This is a genomic window from Plesiomonas sp. ISS29 (assembly GCF_056522795.1).
Window position 1 is genome coordinate 488598 of record NZ_JAWRZQ010000001.1, and the last position, 17005, is coordinate 505602.

A 17005-nucleotide genomic window follows, 5' to 3' on the forward strand; every position below is an offset into this window, starting at 1 on the left:
TTATGGATCATAAGTCACGGGTCAAAATCTTACTGCAAACACTGGCACAAGATGTGCGCGATTATCAGCATATACTGCCGCTATTACAGCAACAGTATGCACTGATGCAACAGCGGGATAGCCGTGGATTAAGTGATAGCAACGGCCAATTGCAACCGCTACTGCACACGCTACAACAGCGTGCCACCGAGCGTTGTCAGCATTTGCAAGCTATCGGTCTACCCGCTGATGATCAGGGAATACAAGCACTGTTTCGTGCGCTGCCAGATACCTTGAGGGCTTCCGCCCAGCAGCAATGGCAACAACTGCACCAGCTGATCCGTGACTGTCAGCAGCAAAACAACCGTAACGGCAAATTGCTGGCCCAGCAAAAACAGCTGGTAACCCAATTACTGCAACCGGATGCCGGGCTAACCTACGCCCCACGCTAAACCGAGCCCAGACTCGCCGCGTTATTACCGACAGCCCTGCTGACGGCGTAAGAAACGCTGACCAGACAACTCATCCAATACTCGCTGCTCATGCTTGGCTTCACGCTGTAGTTGCTGCTGTTGCAGTTTTTGTAGCAGGATATCGCCCTTTTTCAGGTTCAGATGTTGATGCAACACCCGCTCGCTAGCAGTACGAAGCTCCGCTTCTGCCAGAGCCAACTCTTGTTGTTGTAATTGAGTGATCAGAGAAAGCTGATTGCGAAAACGGCCAATACCTTTAACCAGCAGAGCGCTGGAATCGTTACCGTTGCCCAGTGCGTACTGGGTAGAGACCTGCTGTAACAGTGCCAATCGCTCGGCATGAGCCTGTTGTTGTTGTTGCCAGCTACCCTGTTCAGACTGCAACTGCTCAAAACACTGCTGCTGCTGCTGATACCAGGCGTGCAGTACGCCGTGCTGACGAAACATAACGAAAGACCGCTCCTCGAAAATTCAACATAAACACCCTCCCGCCAAAAAGCCGGTCGGCTGAGACTCAGCACCAGTCAGCTTCGCAGGTTAACGCAGTTGTAATAACTGCTCCGTACTGTCGGTAAGGGTTACTTTTTCCTGCATACCTTGCTGCAGATAAGCACAGATTGCCGGATAGCTGGCAATCGCCGTATCCAGCTGTGGATCTTTCCCCGGCTGGTAACCCCCCAATGCCAGCAGATCTTGCACCTGCCGGTAACGGGAATAGCGCTGTTTGACCAGCTGCGCTTGGCGCAAATGCTCGGCAGAGACAATCTGCGGCATGGCCCGACTGATCGACTGCTCAATATCAATAGCCGGATAATGACCACTTTCTGCCAATGTCCGGTTCAGCACGATATGACCATCCAAAATAGCACGCGCCGCATCGGCAATCGGATCTTGCTGGTCATCGCCCTCTGATAGTACGGTGTAAAAGGCGGTGATTGAGCCTTTACCGTGCGCGCCATTACCCGCACGCTCAACTAATTGCGGCAGCAAGCTGAAAACGGAGGGTGGATAGCCTTTGGTAGCCGGCGGCTCACCCACAGCCAACGCAATCTCGCGCTGTGCTTGAGCATAGCGGGTGAGGGAATCCATCAGCAGCAGTACATCATGGCCCCGATCGCGGAAAAACTCGGCGATACGATGACACAAGACCGAGGCACGCAAACGCAGCAGTGGCGGATCATCGGCCGGTGACGCTATCACCACCGCATTTTTCAGCCCTTCACTGCCCAGCGAATGTTCGATAAATTCGCGCACCTCACGGCCCCGCTCACCGATTAATCCGACGACCGTAATCTCAGCGGTGGTGTTGCGGGTCATCATGCCAAGTAGCACGCTTTTACCCACCCCACTACCCGCGAATAACCCAAGGCGCTGACCCTTACCGACACTCAGCATGCCGTTAATGGCGCGCACCCCAACATCCAGCTGCTCGCTGATTGGTTGGCGAATCAATGGGTTGATGCTTTCGCCTTGTAGGTGAATGCGCTGATCGGTCTGTAGTGGGCCACGGTCATCCAGTGGCTCACCAACCCCATTCAACACCCGACCCAACAAGCCGTAGCCAACGGCAATTTTACTATCACCTTGCAGCGGCAATACCCGGCAACCAGGACGCAAGCCCGAAGTATGACGAATTGGCATCAGAAAAGAAGACTCACGGTCAAAACCGACTACTTCGGCTTCCACCAGTGCGCCGCTGTCGGTCTCAATCATGCAACACTGACCGCTACTGAGACGACAACCCACCGCTTCCAGCGTCAAACCGGTCATGCGAATCAAGCGCCCATAAGTACGCGCAACAGGCAAATCCGGCAGTTGACGGCCCGCCTGCGCTAAGCGACGCGCTAAGGTTTGCTGCGGATTACTCATTCGGCATGTTCAGCTGCCGAGTCGGCCAGCAGAGTATCGTGTACCGCATCCATGCAAGCTTGCAGGCGCTCTTCGCTGTCAACAACAGCCTCTGAATCACGGGTCACCACTCGGCAACTGCCACTTTCCAGCGCACTGTCCATCTCTAGCTGCCATTTATTCACGACATCCGGCAACAACTGCTGCAGACGCTGGCAATCTTGCGGATTGAGGTAAACCGCAATCTGGCCTTCTTGCTCCGGCACTTGAGCCAAGGTCTCTTCAATCAGTGCGACCAGTTGCTGCGGGTGTAAGGTCAACTCACAGCGGATCACCTGTCGGGCAACTTTTTGTACCAGATCGCAGATCATTTCGTTCTGTTCACGCACTTGCTGATGGAACACCTGCTGAATCTGTTGCAACAAAGAATCCGTCGCCATGACCGAATCGGTTAATTGCTGACGGCCCTCTTGTAATCCCTGCTGCTGACCATCTTGGTAACCGGCCTGATAACCTTGTTGACGGCCACCTTCCAATCCTTGCTGCTGGCCTTGTAAAAAGCCTTCGTCGTAGCCTTTTTGCATGCCATCTTGAAAGCCGTTGTTAAACTCTTCCTGATACTGAGCCGCACCGCTGTCGTAGCCGCCATGACTATCATCAGAAAAATCATCAAACTCATCACCGCGTGACCGCTCTTCCACCAACGGCGGAAAACGATATGGTCGGAGCTGACCAGGTTGCGGGCGAAAAATGGCTCCGGGTTTGTCACTCATGGCTGCACTCCGCTTACTCAACCACATTTTCCGCGAACAGCGACAACTCGACTTCGCCGTCGTTAGCCAGCTGACGCAAAGTCTGCATGATCTCGGTTCGGGCTTCTTCCACCGCACTCATGCGTACCGCCCCCTTGGTCTCCATATCTTCACGCAAGTACTGAGCCGCACGTTTCGGCAGGCAGGCAAATACCTTGTTTTGCAAGGTATCCGACGCACCCTTCATCGCCAGAGCCAAACGCTCTTGTGGCACTTCTTCGATCATCCGGCTCAGGGTTGCCTCGCTTTGGCGTTCCAGAATGTCGAACTGGTACATACTCTCTTCGAGCTTCACCATCAGGCTCGGATCCATGTCGCGCAGCGATAGCATTATCTCAGGTGTTCGAGTGCCCATACGGTTGAGAATATCCACGGCCTTTTTAGTGCCGTCGACCTGTGAACTGGTGCGGTGTCCCACTTGTTGCAGGAATTTCTCCAGCAGAACATGCACTTCATCAATCATATCTGGATGGATCTCATCGAGATTGGCCAACCGGTACAGCAGGTCATCATGCGTTTCCGGTGGCAAACGGCTGAGCAACTGACTTGCCATGTCTGGCTCTAGGTAAGCCAGAAACACGGCCTGTAATTGTGGATGCTCACCAGCAATCAGCTCAACCAATTTGGAAGGCTCCAACCACTGAAGACGTTGCAAGCTGCTGCGCAGGGTATCGCCATAAATACTATTAATTAGCGGACGCGCCAAAGAGCGACCGAGAGCCTTATCCAGGGTGCGCTCCAGATAACCGCGCGAAGCGCCGGTGATCCCGGACTCAGCGCGGAAATCGGTGAAAAAACGCAGAAATACCGATTGCGCCTGATCTTTTTTCACACCCGGCAAGCTGGCCATCGCAACGGTCAGACGGCTAACTTCCTCACGACTGAGCTGTTTAAGGATGTTAGCCGCAGCCTCTTCCCCCATGCTCAGCAGCAAAATCGCCGCCTGTTGCAAACCGTCTTGCGGCTGCATTACCTCAGTTTCCGTCATGTTGCTCAACCTTTATCCACTGTTTAACCACCTGCGCAACCCGCTCCGGCTCCTGATTAACCAAGAGCTGGATACGCTCGAGCTGCACTTCCAGACCGGTTTCCGGTGATGGTAGTTCCAGCAGGCTTTCATTCAATGTCAGACTCGGACGTGATACTAGTGCCGTACTGCCCTCGGTATTCTGACTGCCGCTTTCCGACTGTATCTCACCGTCAGTCATATTCTCATCATCCAACCGAGTTGGCAGTGCCGAATCGTTGACCGGCAACGGTTTGGCCAGCTGACGCAGTATCGGACGAACTACCCCGAACAGCACCGCCAATACGACCACCGCCGCCAGTACATAGCGCAGCACATCTACCCAGAACGGATCTTTCCACCATGGTGCAACATCATCACTCAGTGAGTTATCACTTGCCACAAACGGGACGACATGCAAGCTAATCTGATCGCCATCAGCACCACGCAGACCCAAAGCATCTTGTAGCATAGTGGTCATCTGCTCCAACTCTGTCTTGGAATACTGCTCCGGCTTACCATTGATCAGTACCGACACACTCAAGTGCTGTAATTCACCCTGCTGATAACGAATATGACGCTGGGTTTTATCCAGTTGGAAATCTCGGTTCAACTCACTGGTATGATTTACCAGCTCGCTGCTATTAGATGAGTTTCCCTCAGAAGTCGCGGTGGTTTTTTTGTTGTTATTCGCTGGCTTATCTGCTCGTTTATCAGCAGGTTGGTTACTCAGTGCACCGGGTACACCTGCGCTTTGTTCTTTATTACTGCTATCTTCACGGCTGGATTCACGGGTCAACGCCCCTTGCGGGTTATAGAGCTCTTCGGTGGCTTCTTTACGATCAAAGTTCACCTTGGCCGCCACCTGCACCTCAAAATTTCCCATCCCCAATATCGGATCCAGCATACGGGTGGCACGGTCAATGTAGCTGCGCTCCAAGCGGTTTACGTATTCCAGATATTGCGTGTTGGTTTCACTGGCCTGTGTATCAGCATCATTAGTACTCAGCAGGCGGCCGGCCTGATCGACCACTGTGACATTTTCCGGCTTCAGATCGATAACACTGCCAGAGACCAGATTGACTATCGCCCGCACCTGTTCTGACTTCAACGTAACACCCGGTTCTAGAGAAACCGCAATCGAGGCCGATGGCAGCTCTGGATTGCCACGGATAAACAGGGTGCGTTTAGGAATGGCCAGATGCACACGCGCATTGGTAATACCATCGAGCGACATGATGGTACGGGCCAGTTCCCCCTCTAAACCATGCCGGTAACGTGCATCTTCGATAAACTGACTCGTACCAAGGCTATTGTCTTTCTCGAGGATCTCCAAACCGGTTGGTAGCTGCACTTTCACATCAGCCGCCGCCAGCGCCATACGCGCTTTACCCAGTTGATCGCGTGCCACCATCAGCTGGCCATTGTTACCATCGACATAAAAACTAAAACCCTGCTTGTCCAGCACTGACATGACCTGGCTCTGATCAAAGGTTTCGTTACGGCCATACAGTGGGCGATATTCGCTGTTACCCAGCCACAAAGCCAGCACCACAATTCCGGTCACCACCAGCGCTATTACCCCAAGCAGGGCGCTCAGGCGACGGCCTTTTACCTTGGCCAGCATCGCCGACGATGCCGGCAGCTGAGCCCATTTTTTCTGTAATAATTCGGTCACGTCTGGATCTCACTTATACCGGCATTTTCATGACATCGTCATAGGCAGTCATCAGCTTCTGCCGTACCTGCACCAAAGCAGTAAACGACAGGCTGGCTTTCTGGCTGGCGATCATCGCACCAACCAGATCCTGGCTAACGCCGGTATCTACTGCGGTCACCATATCTTTGGCGGTTTTACCCAGATTATCCACCCGGCTTACCGCTTGGGTCATCGCTGCCTGGAAACTCGGCCCCTGTGTACCAGTGGTGGTCAACGGGTTAGCGGCCACTATTTCAGTGCTGCTGCCAACGCTGATTTGTGACTTTACCGCCTCCATCTGGGCCAAGGTGTTCTGTATTCCCGGGGCTGTGTGATACATGACGCTGACTCTCCGACAGTTTTACGTGCTGTTAAAAAAGCAAGTAACGTGCCATTAATTAAGCAGCGTCACACGGCCTCACTGACCGTTCTTTGTCACTTGTCAATCAATACCCACCCAAACACATGAAATCATGTCATCCTTGAGACTTAAGTCAAAAATATGACACTTCAATTACAATTATTTATCACAAATAAGTCGACAGGATGCACATAAAGACGGGAATAGCCTTGTTCAAAAACTGGCAGAGAATTTGCATAAAAGTGACATTACTGATTACAGACTCCGAGTTTTGCGGTCGAGAAGACTCGGTAAGACGTTACCGAGTGAGCAGGAATGAAAACAACCAAACGAAAAATTATCTCTCCCAGCGAACAGGCGCATATCAAATCCTTTGATCTGGCAAACCCAGAACACCGGATTGGTATGCTACAGGCAACCCTTGATACCATTTGCCAACGCTTCGAACGCTCCGCTAAGCAGTTCTTCTTCGGTCTACTGCGCAAGCCGGTGAATTTTCACTTCGAACAGCAAGATACTCTAAAGCTCGGTGAATATTTGGCCTCTATCCCGAAGCCCAACAGCCAGCATGAGTTCCTCGTCGAGCCGCACGATATGTGTGGTCTGATTGCGATGGACAGTAACCTACTGTTTTTCATGGCCGATCTGTTCTTCGGCGGTAAAGGCATCAGCGTGCGCCGAAGCAGCGAAATGAGCGATACCGAGCAGCGCCTCGTTGAGCGGATTTTCCGGCAATTATTGGAATTATTTGATGAGTGCTGGTGCAGCCAGACCAGTTGGTGCAGCCAGATGACCCAACAGCAATCCCTGCACCTGAACAGCAGCATGGCGAATCAACCGCTATTTCAGATTTGCCGCTTCTCCATTCAGGTTGGTGAACATCAGGGTTGGCTAGAGATCGCCCTACCGTTTAACGGGCTGGAGTTCTTACGCACCCCAACAACCGAAGAAGCCAACGTAGAGCTAGATCCGACCCTGCAAGCCAAGGTGGAAGAGCGCCTACAACAAGTATCACTGCGCCTGAAAACTACTCTGTGCGAAAAATCGCTGACCTTGGGTGAAGTGATGGATTTACGGGTCGGTGACGTGATCTCGGTAGATATGCCATCGCAACTCACTGTACGCGCCGGTAATAGCCCGCTGTACAAAGCGCGTATTGCTGAGCGTAACGGTAATCTGGTGCTGCAAGTTGATGACGTGCTCGATACGCCAGTCTGAGCCATTTCACTGCCCGGCCGTAGCCGGGAATACTGATGATGTTCTGTTTTTTGTAACTGCAAGGAATCCCCGATGTCCGAAACCCTGAATGATTTAAATCTGGATCTAAATGATCTCGATATGGGCGATTTGGCCACAGACACACCGGCGACTGCACCGGAGGAAGCCAGCTTCCCGACTGACATGAAATTTATCCGCAACATCCCGGTGAAACTGACGTTGGAAGTTGGCAGCACTGAACTGATGATCGGCGATCTGATGAGTATCGGTCGCGGCACAGTCATCGAGCTAGACAAGCTCAACGGCGAGCCGATGGATGTCAAAGTCAACGGTACTCTGCTCGGCCATGCCGAAGTGGTGATCGTGAATAACAAATATGGCCTACGCCTAACCAACGTAGTGGAAAGTGGCGACATGCTCAAAGGGTTATCCCACTAATGCGCAAGATCGGGTTACTGGTGCTGCTATGCCTGCTGGCACACCCAGCCTTGGCAGCGAACGGAGATATTGGCCTACTGACAGTCACATCGCAGGCCGATGGCGCACAGGAGTACAGCGTCAAGCTGCAGATCTTGCTGCTGATGACAGCACTATCCTTCTTGCCAACCATGCTGCTGATGACCACCAGCTTTACCCGCATCATTATTGTGTTGGCTATTTTGCGTCAGGCGCTCGGCCTGCAGCAAAGCCCGCCCAACCGGATCTTAATAGGAATAGCCCTGACCCTGACCTTGTTCATCATGCGCCCGGAGTTCAATGACATTTATGTTAACGCCTTCGAGCCGTATCAGAACGATACATTGACCTTAAAACAGGCCTTCACTCAGGCGGAAAAACCGTTGCGTAAATTTATGCTGGCGCAAACGCGGGAAAGTGATCTACAGCAGCTGCTAGACATTGCTGGTGAATCACGTGCCACACCGCCAGAGAAAGTGGATTTTCTGATCCTGATGCCCGCCTTTGTACTCAGTGAGCTAAAAACCTCGTTCCAGATTGGCTTTATGATTTTCATCCCGTTTATGATTATCGACATGGTGGTATCGAGCGTGCTGATGGCCATGGGGATGATGATGCTCTCGCCACTGATCATCTCACTGCCTTTCAAGCTGATGATTTTCGTGCTAGTCGACGGCTGGGCGATGACTGTCGGCACTCTCAGTGCCAGTTTCGGCTGATCGAACAGGATATTTATGGATACCACCGCCATCTCCGTTATTTTTAGCCAAGCCCTGACTGTGATCGCGACTATGGTATGCATCTTAGTGTTACCGAGTCTGGTGGTCGGTCTGCTGGTTAGCATTTTTCAGGCGGCAACTCAAATCAACGAACAGACGCTATCATTCTTGCCACGCTTTTTGGTGATGCTAGCGATGATCGGGTTTACCGGCTCGTGGATGCTATCCACCTTGCATGATCTGTTTACCCAAATTTTCCACGACATTCCGACCCTAATCGGCTGATGAACCTCACCGGATGTTGACCTAATGTTAACCTTAAGCGCAGCGGATATTACCGCCTGGATGGGCATACTGTGGTGGCCATTTTTCCGCCTTACCGCCGCCTTTTTGGTGATGCCGCTATTTGGCAACCCGCAAATCCCGACTCAGGTTCGGATCGGGTTAGCGTTTCTGATCAGCGTGGTCGCTGCACCACTCATGCCGCCAATGCCGTTGGTTGACCCGTTCTCACCACTAGCAATTTTCTATGCCTTTCAACAGCTGATAATAGGTGCACTGCTCGGGCTAGTGATTGATATTCTGTTTGCCGTGTTCACCACCTTGGGGCAGCTGGTTTCCATGCAGATGGGCCTTGGCATGGCAATGATGAACGATCCGGTTAACGGCGTAAGCTCAGCGATACTCGGGGTGATGTACCAGATGTATGTCTCATTGCTGTTTTTAGCGTTAAACGGCCATCTGGTCGTGCTAGATATTCTGGTACGCAGCTTTAGTGCTATTCCGGTCGGCAGCATGCTATCAGATACCGTCCTACAGCAGATCATCCACATGTTTGGCTGGATGATAGGCGCTGCACTGCTGCTGGCTCTGCCAGCTATCGCCGCCATGCTGCTGGTCAACCTGACCTTCGGCATCATGACCCGCGCCGCGCCGCAGCTAAACATCTACTCGCTCGGTTTTCCGATGACCTTAATGTGCGGCGTACTGAGTGTTGGTCTAACTCTCTCTAGCGTGCCAGAAAACTTTACCCAGTTTAGCCGGGAAGTACTGAACCTGCTGGGCACCATCTACACCCCGTTACAGGCAGGGACACCATAAATGAGCGGGGATAAGAGCGAAAAGCCCACCGGCCGGCGGCTGGATAATGCACGTAAAGAGGGTAACCTGCCGCGCTCACGTGAACTGGTCACTGCCCTGCTGGTGCTCGGTGGCACCATCACGCTATCGGCATTTAGTGATACCTTAGGCCGCCTGTTAACCGACAGCATGCGCTACAACTTAACCTTAAGTAAGCAAGACGTATTCGACCCACAACTAGCATTCAAACATTTGGGCGAAAGTCTGTCAGCCATGGGCTGGGCGCTGCTCGCACCTCTGGGCTTGCTGATGCTGATAGCCTTAGTGGGTAACCTGCTGCGCGGCGGCTGGAATGTCAGCATAGAATCCCTACAACCCAAATTTTCCAAGCTCAACCCGATCAGCGGCATGGGGCGGATGTTCTCCTCGCAATCGTTAGCTGATCTGGTAAAAAGCGTGCTGAAAACTGCACTAATTTCCCTGACCCTGTGGAGTGTTGTAGGCGAAAAAATCCAGATGCTGCTGAGCCTGCAACACCGTGATATCGGCACGGCCATCACCCTGACCCTCGACCTTATCTGGTCGACAGTGTTGCTGTACGGGCTGGCACTGCTGCTCATTGCCCTAATTGATCTGCCCTATACCCACTGGCAATACATCAAAAAGCTAAAAATGAGCAAGCAGGAAGTCAAAGAAGAGCACAAAAACAGTGACGGAAACCCGCAGATAAAATCGCGCATTCGTAACCTGCAACGCCAGATGGCAATGCGCCGGATGCACAAAGTGATCCCACAGGCAGACGTCATTATCACCAACCCGACCCATTATGCAGTAGCGCTGAAATACGACCAGAACAAGGCCGAAGCGCCGTTTGTACTGGCCAAAGCGGTAGATGCCATGGCGTTACAAATGCAGCAATTGGCCCGCCAGCATAACTGCCCGATAGTGAATGTCCCGCCACTGACCCGGGCAGTGTACTACTCCACCAAAGAGTGGCAGGAGATCCCGGCAGGGCTGTATACCGCTGTAGCCCATATTTTGACCTATGTCTTCCATCTGGAAGAGTACCGACGCGGACGCGGCTCACCGCCACCACCGTTGCCTGATTTAACCATCCCGCCAGAACTGCGCCATTAAGCGGAGACATGATGCGAATTAAACTATCCAACTTCACCCGTTACCTGAGTCAAGGGCAGATCGGTATTCCACTGATGCTGCTGGTACTGCTCGCCATGGTAATTTTACCTATCCCGCCACTGCTGCTGGATATGTTCTTCACCTTCAACATTGTGCTGGCACTGCTGGTACTGCTGGTCAGCGTATACAGCCGGCGGCCGCTGGATTTCTCGGCGTTCCCAACCGTGCTACTGATCGCCACCTTACTGCGTCTGGGCCTCAACGTTGCCTCCACCCGCGTCGTTTTACTCAACGGTCATGAAGGCGGTGACGCTGCCGGTAAAGTGATCCAAGCTTTCGGTGAAGTGGTAATCGGCGGTAACTACGTAGTGGGGATCGTAGTGTTCGTCATCTTAATGATCATCAACTTCGTGGTGGTCACCAAAGGGGGCGAGCGGATCTCCGAAGTCGGTGCGCGCTTTACCCTCGATGCCATGCCGGGCAAACAGATGGCGATTGACGCCGATCTGAACGCCGGTTTAATCGATCACGAACAGGCGCGTAATCGTCGGGAAGATGTGGCGAACGAAGCCGACTTCTATGGCGCGATGGACGGTACCTCCAAGTTTGTGCGCGGCGATGCCGTAGCCGGTATGTTGATTTTGTTCATCAACATTATCGGCGGAGTCAGTATTGGCGTGTTCCAGTACGGCATGCCGTTTGGTAGCGCCTTCCAGACCTATGCTTTGCTGACCATTGGTGATGGCTTAGTCGCCCAAATCCCATCGTTACTGCTCTCCACCGCTGCCGCCATCCTCGTGACCCGAGTCACTGATCAGGACACCTTCTCACAGCAGATCAGCCGCCAGATGTTAGCCTCACCGGTGGTGCTGTTTGTCGTCGCCACCATCATGCTAATCTTGGGATTAGTGCCCGGTATGCCGCACCTTGCATTTTTCGCCTTTGCGGGTGTCATTGCACTGGCCGGCTGGAAGATGCGCCATCACCATGAAGACAACACTACCTCAGAAGATGAACTGCGCCGTGCAGAAGCACTGGTGCAGCCACCGGAGTTCGGCTCAGTACAAGAGATCAATAATGATGATATTCCGGCGGTATACGCCCTCAGCATTGCCGTCGGTTATCGCCTAGTACACCTGATCGATCAACGCCAAGGTGCTGAACTGCTCACCCGACTGACAGGGATCCGCAAAACCTTGTCAGAACAACGCGGTTTTCTGATCCCACAAATCCGAGTTCACGACGATCTCACACTGGCTCCGGATGAGTACCGCATCAGCTTACGTGAAGCGGTATTGATCAATGCCGAACTGGAAGATAACCACCTGCTGGCGATCAACCCAGGCGAAGTGTACGGCAATATTGATGGTATTTTGACTACCGATCCGGCCTACCAGATGGAAGCGGTCTGGATTAATCCAGACAACAAAGACCGCGCAGTCAACTACGGCTATACCGTAGTGGATCACGCCACTATCTTGTCTACTCACGTCAGCAAAATCATCAATGACTATATCGATGAAGTCATGGGGCCAGCCGAGGTACGCCAAATCATCGAACGCCTGCAGGCCAGCGATGCCAAAATGAGCGATGATCTGCAGCAACGTCTTAATCCACAGCAACTATTGCGGGTATTCCGCCAACTGGCAGCCGAAAACGTGTCACTGCGCGATATCGTCACCATCACCAACTCACTGCTAGAGTCAGCCGAGCTGACCAAAGACCCGATCCTGCTGTGCGCCGATATCCGCTGCGCCCTGCGCCGCCCACTACTGCACCAGTTAGTCGGCAACCGTAGCGACATACCGGTAATTACCTTGGCCATCGAACTGGAAAATATCTTGCTCGGCGCCCTAAGCCAAGCCCAACAAGCTGGCCACGTTCAGCTCGATGGCTTTGCGCTAGAGCCGGGTGTGATCGAAAAACTGCAGTACAGCCTGCCACAAGTGGTAGACAACATGCGCATGGCTGGGCATACCCCTTTGTTGATGGTAATGCCTCAACTGCGCCCACTACTGTCACGCTACGCCCGCGTCTGCGCTCCGGGCCTGAGCGTGCTTTCGTTCAATGAAATTCCCGATGACAAAAATGTGTCAGTGGTAGGCAATTTGGGCTAATACCTTTTCATGTAACAACCATCCCGAACCACATCGGGATATTCACTGCATAAAAAAACCGCGGATAACCGCGGTTTTTTTTATTTTGATATCACCAGTCACTCACACCATCATCAATGACTTCATCAGAGTAAATGCTCGCCATCTTTCCATACTGGCTGATAACCGCGCGCCAAAATAGCGGCCGCCACCTCAGCGGTAGTGCGGTTGTCATCAATACTGAACTGCTCTAAACGCACATCCTGTTCAGCATAGCCACCCGGCTGGGTAGATGACTCAGCACTCATCGCCGTGATCCCAAGAGGAAAGACTTGATCACGAAAACGCGCCGACTCACGGGTCGACAGGCTCAACTCAACCTGATCATTGAATAAACGATAGGCACAAATCAGTTGCACCAGCTCACGCTCACTCATCCCCGACTGCTGAGCCCCCTTTCCAGCACAAGGGCGCAAGCGGGGAAAAGAGATAGAGTAGCGGCTGCGCCAATACACCTGCTCCAGCAAGGTCAAATGCTGCGCAACAAAAAAGGCATCGGTACGCCAGTCAGACAAGCCAAACAGTGCACCAAGGCCAATTTTATTGATCCCCGCCCGACCGAGCCGATCCGGTGTCTCCAACCGCCAGTGAAAGTCTCTCTTCTTCCCACGTAGGTGATGCTGAGCATAACTGACCGGATGGTAGGTTTCCTGATACACCAACACCGCATCGAGCCCATGCTCAGCCAGCTCACGGTACTGAGCCTCATCCAGCGGCTGCACCTCCATTGATAAATGGGCAAAATGGGGGCGCAACAGATCCAATGCCTGCACAAAATAGGGCATCCCAACCTTAGTCTCTGCCTCACCGGAAACCAGCAACAGATGCTGATAACCACGGCTGCGAATCGCCTGTCCCTCACGTGCAATTTGTGCTGGATTGAGCGCCATCCGACGGATCGGCAAATTCATCGAAAACCCGCAATAACTGCACTCATTAGCACACAAATTTGAGAGATACAGGGGGATGTATAACTGTACCGCCCGCCCAAATCGCTGCAGTGTTTTCTGCTGTGCTCGCTGCGCCATTTGCTCAAGATAGGGTGCAGCAGCAGGAGAGATCAGTGCCTGAAAATCATCTAAATTAAGCTGGGAACGTGCCAGCGCCCGTTCAACATCAGCCGCCGTTTTGCTATAAAGGCGTAGCCGGATATCATCCCAATCCAGCGCTCTTAGTCTATCTGCCACCGGCGTTAATGATGCAAAAGATGTGCTCATAGCAAAAACCCAGTCAACGGGCTGCTAGCCTGTGCCTGCTGCGATGCCCCCGCCAGCCCAGCCAGATACCCCAGCCTTCCGGCCTGCACCGCCAGCGCAAACGCACGCGCCATCGCCACCGGATCGCGCGCCGCCGCAATAGCCGTATTCACCAATACCGCATCGGCCCCCAACTCCATCGCCTGCGCGGCATGCGCCGGAGAGCCAATACCGGCATCAACCACCACCGGCACCCGCGCCTGTTCGATGATAATCTGCAAAAACTCTGCCGTTTTTAGCCCCTGATTGCTGCCAATTGGCGCACCAAGCGGCATCACGGCCGCACATCCTACCTCCTCCAAGCGCTTACACAGCACCGGATCGGCATGACAATAGGGCAGCACGGTAAACCCCTCGGCCACTAGCGCTTCGGCGGCTTTGAGTGTTTCAATCGGATCGGGCAGTAAATACTTAGGGTCTGGGTGGATCTCTAATTTCAGCCAGTGTGTACCCAGCGCCTCTCGCGCTAAATGGGCGGCTAAAATGGCTTCGCGAGCATCACGCGCACCCGAGGTATTGGGCAACCAGTGCAGTGCAGGTAATGTATGCAGCGCACGTAAAATCGGTTCATCGGGCTGCTGTAAATCCACCCGTTTTAACGCCATCGTCACCAGCTCTGATCCCGATGCAGCCAGCGCCTGCTGCATCACAGTAGCCGAGGCAAACTTACCGCTGCCGGTCAGTAACCGAGAGGTAAACAGCCGATCAGCAATACGCAGCGGATCATCAGCCTTATCCATCTGATTATCCATTCTCTCAACCTCCGGCAATGGCTTGAAAAAGCATGACATCATCGCAATCATGCAACGGCGTGCTGTCCCACTGGCTGCGTGGCACAATCTGGCCGTTCAGTGCCAGCGCACACCCCTGCGGATTTACCGCTATCTGCTGCAACAGCGCACTGATACTCAGCCCTACTGCCACCTGCATTGGCCGATCATTGATTCGAACTGATACCAACACCTGTTCAATCGCCGGCTTACCGCTCGTTTCCCTGTCCTGATAGAGGCTCATTTTGCTGTTGCTCCACACACCACACAGGCCGGATCGGCAACAGGGTGAAGCGTCTGCCACTGCCCTTGCCAAGCGTTAATATTGACTAGCTGCGGCTGTAAATCCGGCGAGCCAGAAGCTTTATCTGCCAGCACAATCCGCAGCGCCTCAAGCGCCTGCCAGCTCCCCAGCATGGTTGCCAACGGGCTGATAACTCCCTGCGTCTGGCAATTTTGCAAGCGGTCTACAGCATCAGGAAACAGACAGTGATAGCAGCCTTGCTGTGGTAAAAAGCTCATCAACAGCCCTTGCCAGCCGGTGACTGCTGCACTAACCAACGGCTTTGCAGCCTGAACACAAGCGGCATTCACCGCTTGGCGCGTCAGCGCGTTATCACTGCAATCGAGCACCAGATCAGCCAGCGGGGTTTCCAACGCCAGAATATCTGCGGTAACCCGCCGTGAGATCGGGCGAATCAGTGCATTCGGCGCAAGCTGATGCAAAAAGGCCACCGCAACAGTCGCTTTATCACGCCCAACATCAGCATCACGGTACAGCAGTTGACGCGGTAAATTTGAATCATCAATCTGATCATCATCAGCCAGCACCAACTGCCCCACTCCGGCAGCCAACAGGGCTTGCGCCGCACTGCACCCCAGCCCACCAACGCCAATTAGTAATACGCGCAACTTTGCCAACCGCTGCTGCCCAGCTTCACCCACTTCGGGCAACATGATCTGGCGGCTGAAACGGATAAATTGCCTATCGGTTAACATTGGCAACCTCCGGATTTTGTACCGCTTGTCGCTCCGGCCTCAATGTAAGCCGTGGTGATGTAGAGCATGATGTAGACCATAGCGCCTGCCAACGAGCTACGGTCGCCGGAAGATCAGAGGCTTGCGTCACCGCCCGCACTACAGCCACGCTACCAACGCCGGTTGCCAATACATCTGTAACATTGCCCAGATCTATCCCACCAATGGCAACGGTTGGATAGTCATGTACCAGTTGCTGATAAGTGGCTAAACGCCCCACCCCTTGCGGCAATGAAGGCATCTGTTTGGTCGTGGTGGGGAAGATATGGCCAAGGGCAATGTAGCTTGGCTGCCAGCGGGATGCGCACAGCAACTCATAGTAACCGTGTGTTGAAATCCCCAAACGCAACCCTGCCTGCGCAATGGCCACCAGATCGGCCTGCAACAGATCCTCCTGCCCTAGATGAACACCATACGCGCCAGCAGCAATAGCCAACTGCCAGTGATCATTAATAAACAACCGCGCCCGATATTGATGGCCCAGAGTTACCGCTTCGGTAATAGTATTTTCAAGTGATTGATCAAGTGATAACACTGCTGATTGCTTGATCCGCAACTGCAGCGTAGTCACCCCCAGCGCCAGCAGTTGCCGCAGCAGCGGCACACTATCAACCACCGGATAAAAACCCAACTTGGTAGTTTCAGCGGGTAAAAAACAGCGGGGGAAATGAGGCGTTAACGGCGCAGAAACGGTGAAATCACTATCAATAATGCACGGAAAATCAGCACGTTGCACCGGCCAAACACACTGCTGCGTATTCGCAAACGCACCGGCAAGCACCAGTGCATCCAACCCGTAAAAACCAAGCTGTGGCATTACAGACAAGGCGGCCAGCAACCAATGTTCACTGCTCTCACTCGGTCGCCAGACAGAAACCTGTTGGCCATCAGGCAAAAAGCCAGAGTCAACCCAGCCTCCCTCTACTGGCTGATTTAATAACGCGCGAGTGGCCGACGCTTCTAGCTGCAACACATGTTCAGACCACACCGCCACATC

Annotated in this window: 19 protein-coding genes; 8 read left to right on the forward strand and 11 right to left on the reverse strand. The window is 53.2% G+C overall.

Features of this window, described 5'->3' with window-relative positions:
- The first annotated feature begins 2 nt into the window (after positions 1 to 2).
- On the forward strand, positions 3 to 431 hold the full coding sequence (locus tag AC1HDJ_RS02180; protein WP_479536924.1) for a flagellar protein FlgN: 429 nt from the start codon (positions 3 to 5) through the stop codon (positions 429 to 431).
- A 24-nt stretch (positions 432 to 455) separates the two neighbouring features.
- On the opposite strand, the gene AC1HDJ_RS02185 is transcribed toward AC1HDJ_RS02180, so the two are convergent.
- The 6 genes from AC1HDJ_RS02185 to fliE form a co-directional block, all read right to left on the reverse strand.
- Complete coding sequence (locus AC1HDJ_RS02185) at positions 456 to 899, reverse strand: flagellar FliJ family protein (RefSeq protein WP_479536926.1); 444 nt, start codon at positions 897 to 899, stop codon at positions 456 to 458.
- Between the two features lie 90 nt (positions 900 to 989).
- Positions 990 to 2321 (reverse strand): flagellar protein export ATPase FliI, encoded by a 1332-nt coding sequence (fliI, locus tag AC1HDJ_RS02190; RefSeq protein ID WP_479536928.1) that lies wholly within the window; start codon positions 2319 to 2321, stop codon positions 990 to 992.
- On the reverse strand, positions 2318 to 3073 hold the full coding sequence (fliH, locus tag AC1HDJ_RS02195) for a flagellar assembly protein FliH (protein WP_479536930.1): 756 nt from the start codon (positions 3071 to 3073) through the stop codon (positions 2318 to 2320). Before fliH ends, fliI begins: the two co-directional genes overlap by 4 nt.
- A 13-nt stretch (positions 3074 to 3086) precedes the next feature.
- Positions 3087 to 4100, reverse strand: a complete 1014-nt coding sequence (fliG, locus tag AC1HDJ_RS02200) for a flagellar motor switch protein FliG (RefSeq protein WP_479536932.1) — start codon at positions 4098 to 4100, stop codon at positions 3087 to 3089.
- Positions 4087 to 5796 carry a flagellar basal-body MS-ring/collar protein FliF gene (fliF, locus tag AC1HDJ_RS02205; RefSeq protein ID WP_479536934.1) on the reverse strand — a complete coding sequence of 570 codons (1710 nt, stop codon included), beginning with the start codon at positions 5794 to 5796 and terminating at the stop codon, positions 4087 to 4089. Before fliF ends, fliG begins: the two co-directional genes overlap by 14 nt.
- 13 nt (positions 5797 to 5809) lie before the next feature.
- Positions 5810 to 6157: a flagellar hook-basal body complex protein FliE gene (gene fliE, locus AC1HDJ_RS02210; protein ID WP_479536936.1), complete on the reverse strand. Its 348-nt coding sequence runs from the start codon at positions 6155 to 6157 to the stop codon at positions 5810 to 5812.
- A 336-nt stretch (positions 6158 to 6493) separates the two neighbouring features.
- Between fliE and AC1HDJ_RS02215 the strand changes: the two genes are divergently transcribed.
- The 7 genes from AC1HDJ_RS02215 to flhA all read left to right on the forward strand — a co-directional run bounded on the left by AC1HDJ_RS02215 (position 6494) and on the right by flhA (position 12905).
- Entirely contained in the window at positions 6494 to 7396 is a 903-nt protein-coding gene (locus AC1HDJ_RS02215) for a flagellar motor switch protein FliM (RefSeq protein ID WP_479536938.1), read from the forward strand.
- Positions 7397 to 7516: 120 nt separating this feature from the next.
- On the forward strand, positions 7517 to 7834 hold the full coding sequence (gene fliN / locus AC1HDJ_RS02220; RefSeq protein ID WP_479537201.1) for a flagellar motor switch protein FliN: 318 nt from the start codon (positions 7517 to 7519) through the stop codon (positions 7832 to 7834).
- Complete coding sequence (gene fliP / locus AC1HDJ_RS02225) at positions 7834 to 8571, forward strand: flagellar type III secretion system pore protein FliP (RefSeq protein ID WP_479536941.1); 738 nt, start codon at positions 7834 to 7836, stop codon at positions 8569 to 8571. The genes fliN and fliP overlap by 1 nt, the downstream gene beginning before the upstream one ends.
- A gap of 15 nt (positions 8572 to 8586) precedes the next feature.
- Positions 8587 to 8856, forward strand: a complete 270-nt coding sequence (locus tag AC1HDJ_RS02230; protein ID WP_479536943.1) for a flagellar biosynthetic protein FliQ — start codon at positions 8587 to 8589, stop codon at positions 8854 to 8856.
- Between the two features lie 24 nt (positions 8857 to 8880).
- Positions 8881 to 9672 carry a flagellar biosynthetic protein FliR gene (fliR, locus tag AC1HDJ_RS02235; RefSeq protein WP_479536946.1) on the forward strand — a complete coding sequence of 264 codons (792 nt, stop codon included), beginning with the start codon at positions 8881 to 8883 and terminating at the stop codon, positions 9670 to 9672.
- Positions 9673 to 10788 (forward strand): flagellar biosynthesis protein FlhB, encoded by a 1116-nt coding sequence (gene flhB / locus AC1HDJ_RS02240; protein ID WP_479536948.1) that lies wholly within the window; start codon positions 9673 to 9675, stop codon positions 10786 to 10788.
- 11 nt (positions 10789 to 10799) lie between these two features.
- Positions 10800 to 12905 carry a flagellar biosynthesis protein FlhA gene (flhA, locus tag AC1HDJ_RS02245; protein WP_479537203.1) on the forward strand — a complete coding sequence of 702 codons (2106 nt, stop codon included), beginning with the start codon at positions 10800 to 10802 and terminating at the stop codon, positions 12903 to 12905.
- A gap of 125 nt (positions 12906 to 13030) precedes the next feature.
- On the opposite strand, the gene thiH is transcribed toward flhA, so the two are convergent.
- The 5 genes from thiH to thiE are packed head-to-tail and all read right to left on the reverse strand — an operon-like array spanning position 13031 to position 16717.
- Entirely contained in the window at positions 13031 to 14161 is a 1131-nt protein-coding gene (gene thiH / locus AC1HDJ_RS02250; protein ID WP_479536950.1) for a 2-iminoacetate synthase ThiH, read from the reverse strand.
- Entirely contained in the window at positions 14158 to 14940 is a 783-nt protein-coding gene (locus AC1HDJ_RS02255) for a thiazole synthase (protein ID WP_479536952.1), read from the reverse strand. Before AC1HDJ_RS02255 ends, thiH begins: the two co-directional genes overlap by 4 nt.
- Before the next feature lie 16 nt (positions 14941 to 14956).
- Entirely contained in the window at positions 14957 to 15214 is a 258-nt protein-coding gene (gene thiS / locus AC1HDJ_RS02260) for a sulfur carrier protein ThiS (protein ID WP_479536954.1), read from the reverse strand.
- A complete protein-coding gene (locus AC1HDJ_RS02265) occupies positions 15211 to 15969 on the reverse strand; it encodes a HesA/MoeB/ThiF family protein (protein WP_479536956.1) in 759 nt (252 codons plus the stop codon). Before AC1HDJ_RS02265 ends, thiS begins: the two co-directional genes overlap by 4 nt.
- Positions 15956 to 16717, reverse strand: a complete 762-nt coding sequence (gene thiE, locus AC1HDJ_RS02270) for a thiamine phosphate synthase (protein WP_479537205.1) — start codon at positions 16715 to 16717, stop codon at positions 15956 to 15958. The genes AC1HDJ_RS02265 and thiE overlap by 14 nt, the downstream gene beginning before the upstream one ends.
- Positions 16718 to 17005: the final 288 nt, after the last annotated feature.

What these genes read in the sequence shown, in the direction of transcription:
- fliN (WP_479537201.1), top strand. Translation starts at nt 7,517, where the DNA reads ATGGGCGATTTGGCCACAGACACACCGGCGACTGCACCGGAGGAAGCC.
- fliR (WP_479536946.1), top strand. Translation starts at nt 8,881, where the DNA reads ATGTTAACCTTAAGCGCAGCGGATATTACCGCCTGGATGGGCATACTG.
- AC1HDJ_RS02215 (WP_479536938.1), top strand. Translation starts at nt 6,494, where the DNA reads ATGAAAACAACCAAACGAAAAATTATCTCTCCCAGCGAACAGGCGCAT.
- thiH (WP_479536950.1), bottom strand. Translation starts at nt 14,161, where the DNA reads ATGAGCACATCTTTTGCATCATTAACGCCGGTGGCAGATAGACTAAGA.
- fliP (WP_479536941.1), top strand. Translation starts at nt 7,834, where the DNA reads ATGCGCAAGATCGGGTTACTGGTGCTGCTATGCCTGCTGGCACACCCA.
- AC1HDJ_RS02255 (WP_479536952.1), bottom strand. Translation starts at nt 14,940, where the DNA reads ATGGATAAGGCTGATGATCCGCTGCGTATTGCTGATCGGCTGTTTACC.
- fliE (WP_479536936.1), bottom strand. Translation starts at nt 6,157, where the DNA reads ATGTATCACACAGCCCCGGGAATACAGAACACCTTGGCCCAGATGGAG.
- AC1HDJ_RS02185 (WP_479536926.1), bottom strand. Translation starts at nt 899, where the DNA reads ATGTTTCGTCAGCACGGCGTACTGCACGCCTGGTATCAGCAGCAGCAG.
- flhB (WP_479536948.1), top strand. Translation starts at nt 9,673, where the DNA reads ATGAGCGGGGATAAGAGCGAAAAGCCCACCGGCCGGCGGCTGGATAAT.
- AC1HDJ_RS02265 (WP_479536956.1), bottom strand. Translation starts at nt 15,969, where the DNA reads ATGTTAACCGATAGGCAATTTATCCGTTTCAGCCGCCAGATCATGTTG.
- flhA (WP_479537203.1), top strand. Translation starts at nt 10,800, where the DNA reads ATGCGAATTAAACTATCCAACTTCACCCGTTACCTGAGTCAAGGGCAG.
- fliG (WP_479536932.1), bottom strand. Translation starts at nt 4,100, where the DNA reads ATGACGGAAACTGAGGTAATGCAGCCGCAAGACGGTTTGCAACAGGCG.
- thiS (WP_479536954.1), bottom strand. Translation starts at nt 15,214, where the DNA reads ATGAGCCTCTATCAGGACAGGGAAACGAGCGGTAAGCCGGCGATTGAA.
- fliH (WP_479536930.1), bottom strand. Translation starts at nt 3,073, where the DNA reads ATGAGTGACAAACCCGGAGCCATTTTTCGCCCGCAACCTGGTCAGCTC.
- AC1HDJ_RS02180 (WP_479536924.1), top strand. Translation starts at nt 3, where the DNA reads ATGGATCATAAGTCACGGGTCAAAATCTTACTGCAAACACTGGCACAA.
- fliI (WP_479536928.1), bottom strand. Translation starts at nt 2,321, where the DNA reads ATGAGTAATCCGCAGCAAACCTTAGCGCGTCGCTTAGCGCAGGCGGGC.
- AC1HDJ_RS02230 (WP_479536943.1), top strand. Translation starts at nt 8,587, where the DNA reads ATGGATACCACCGCCATCTCCGTTATTTTTAGCCAAGCCCTGACTGTG.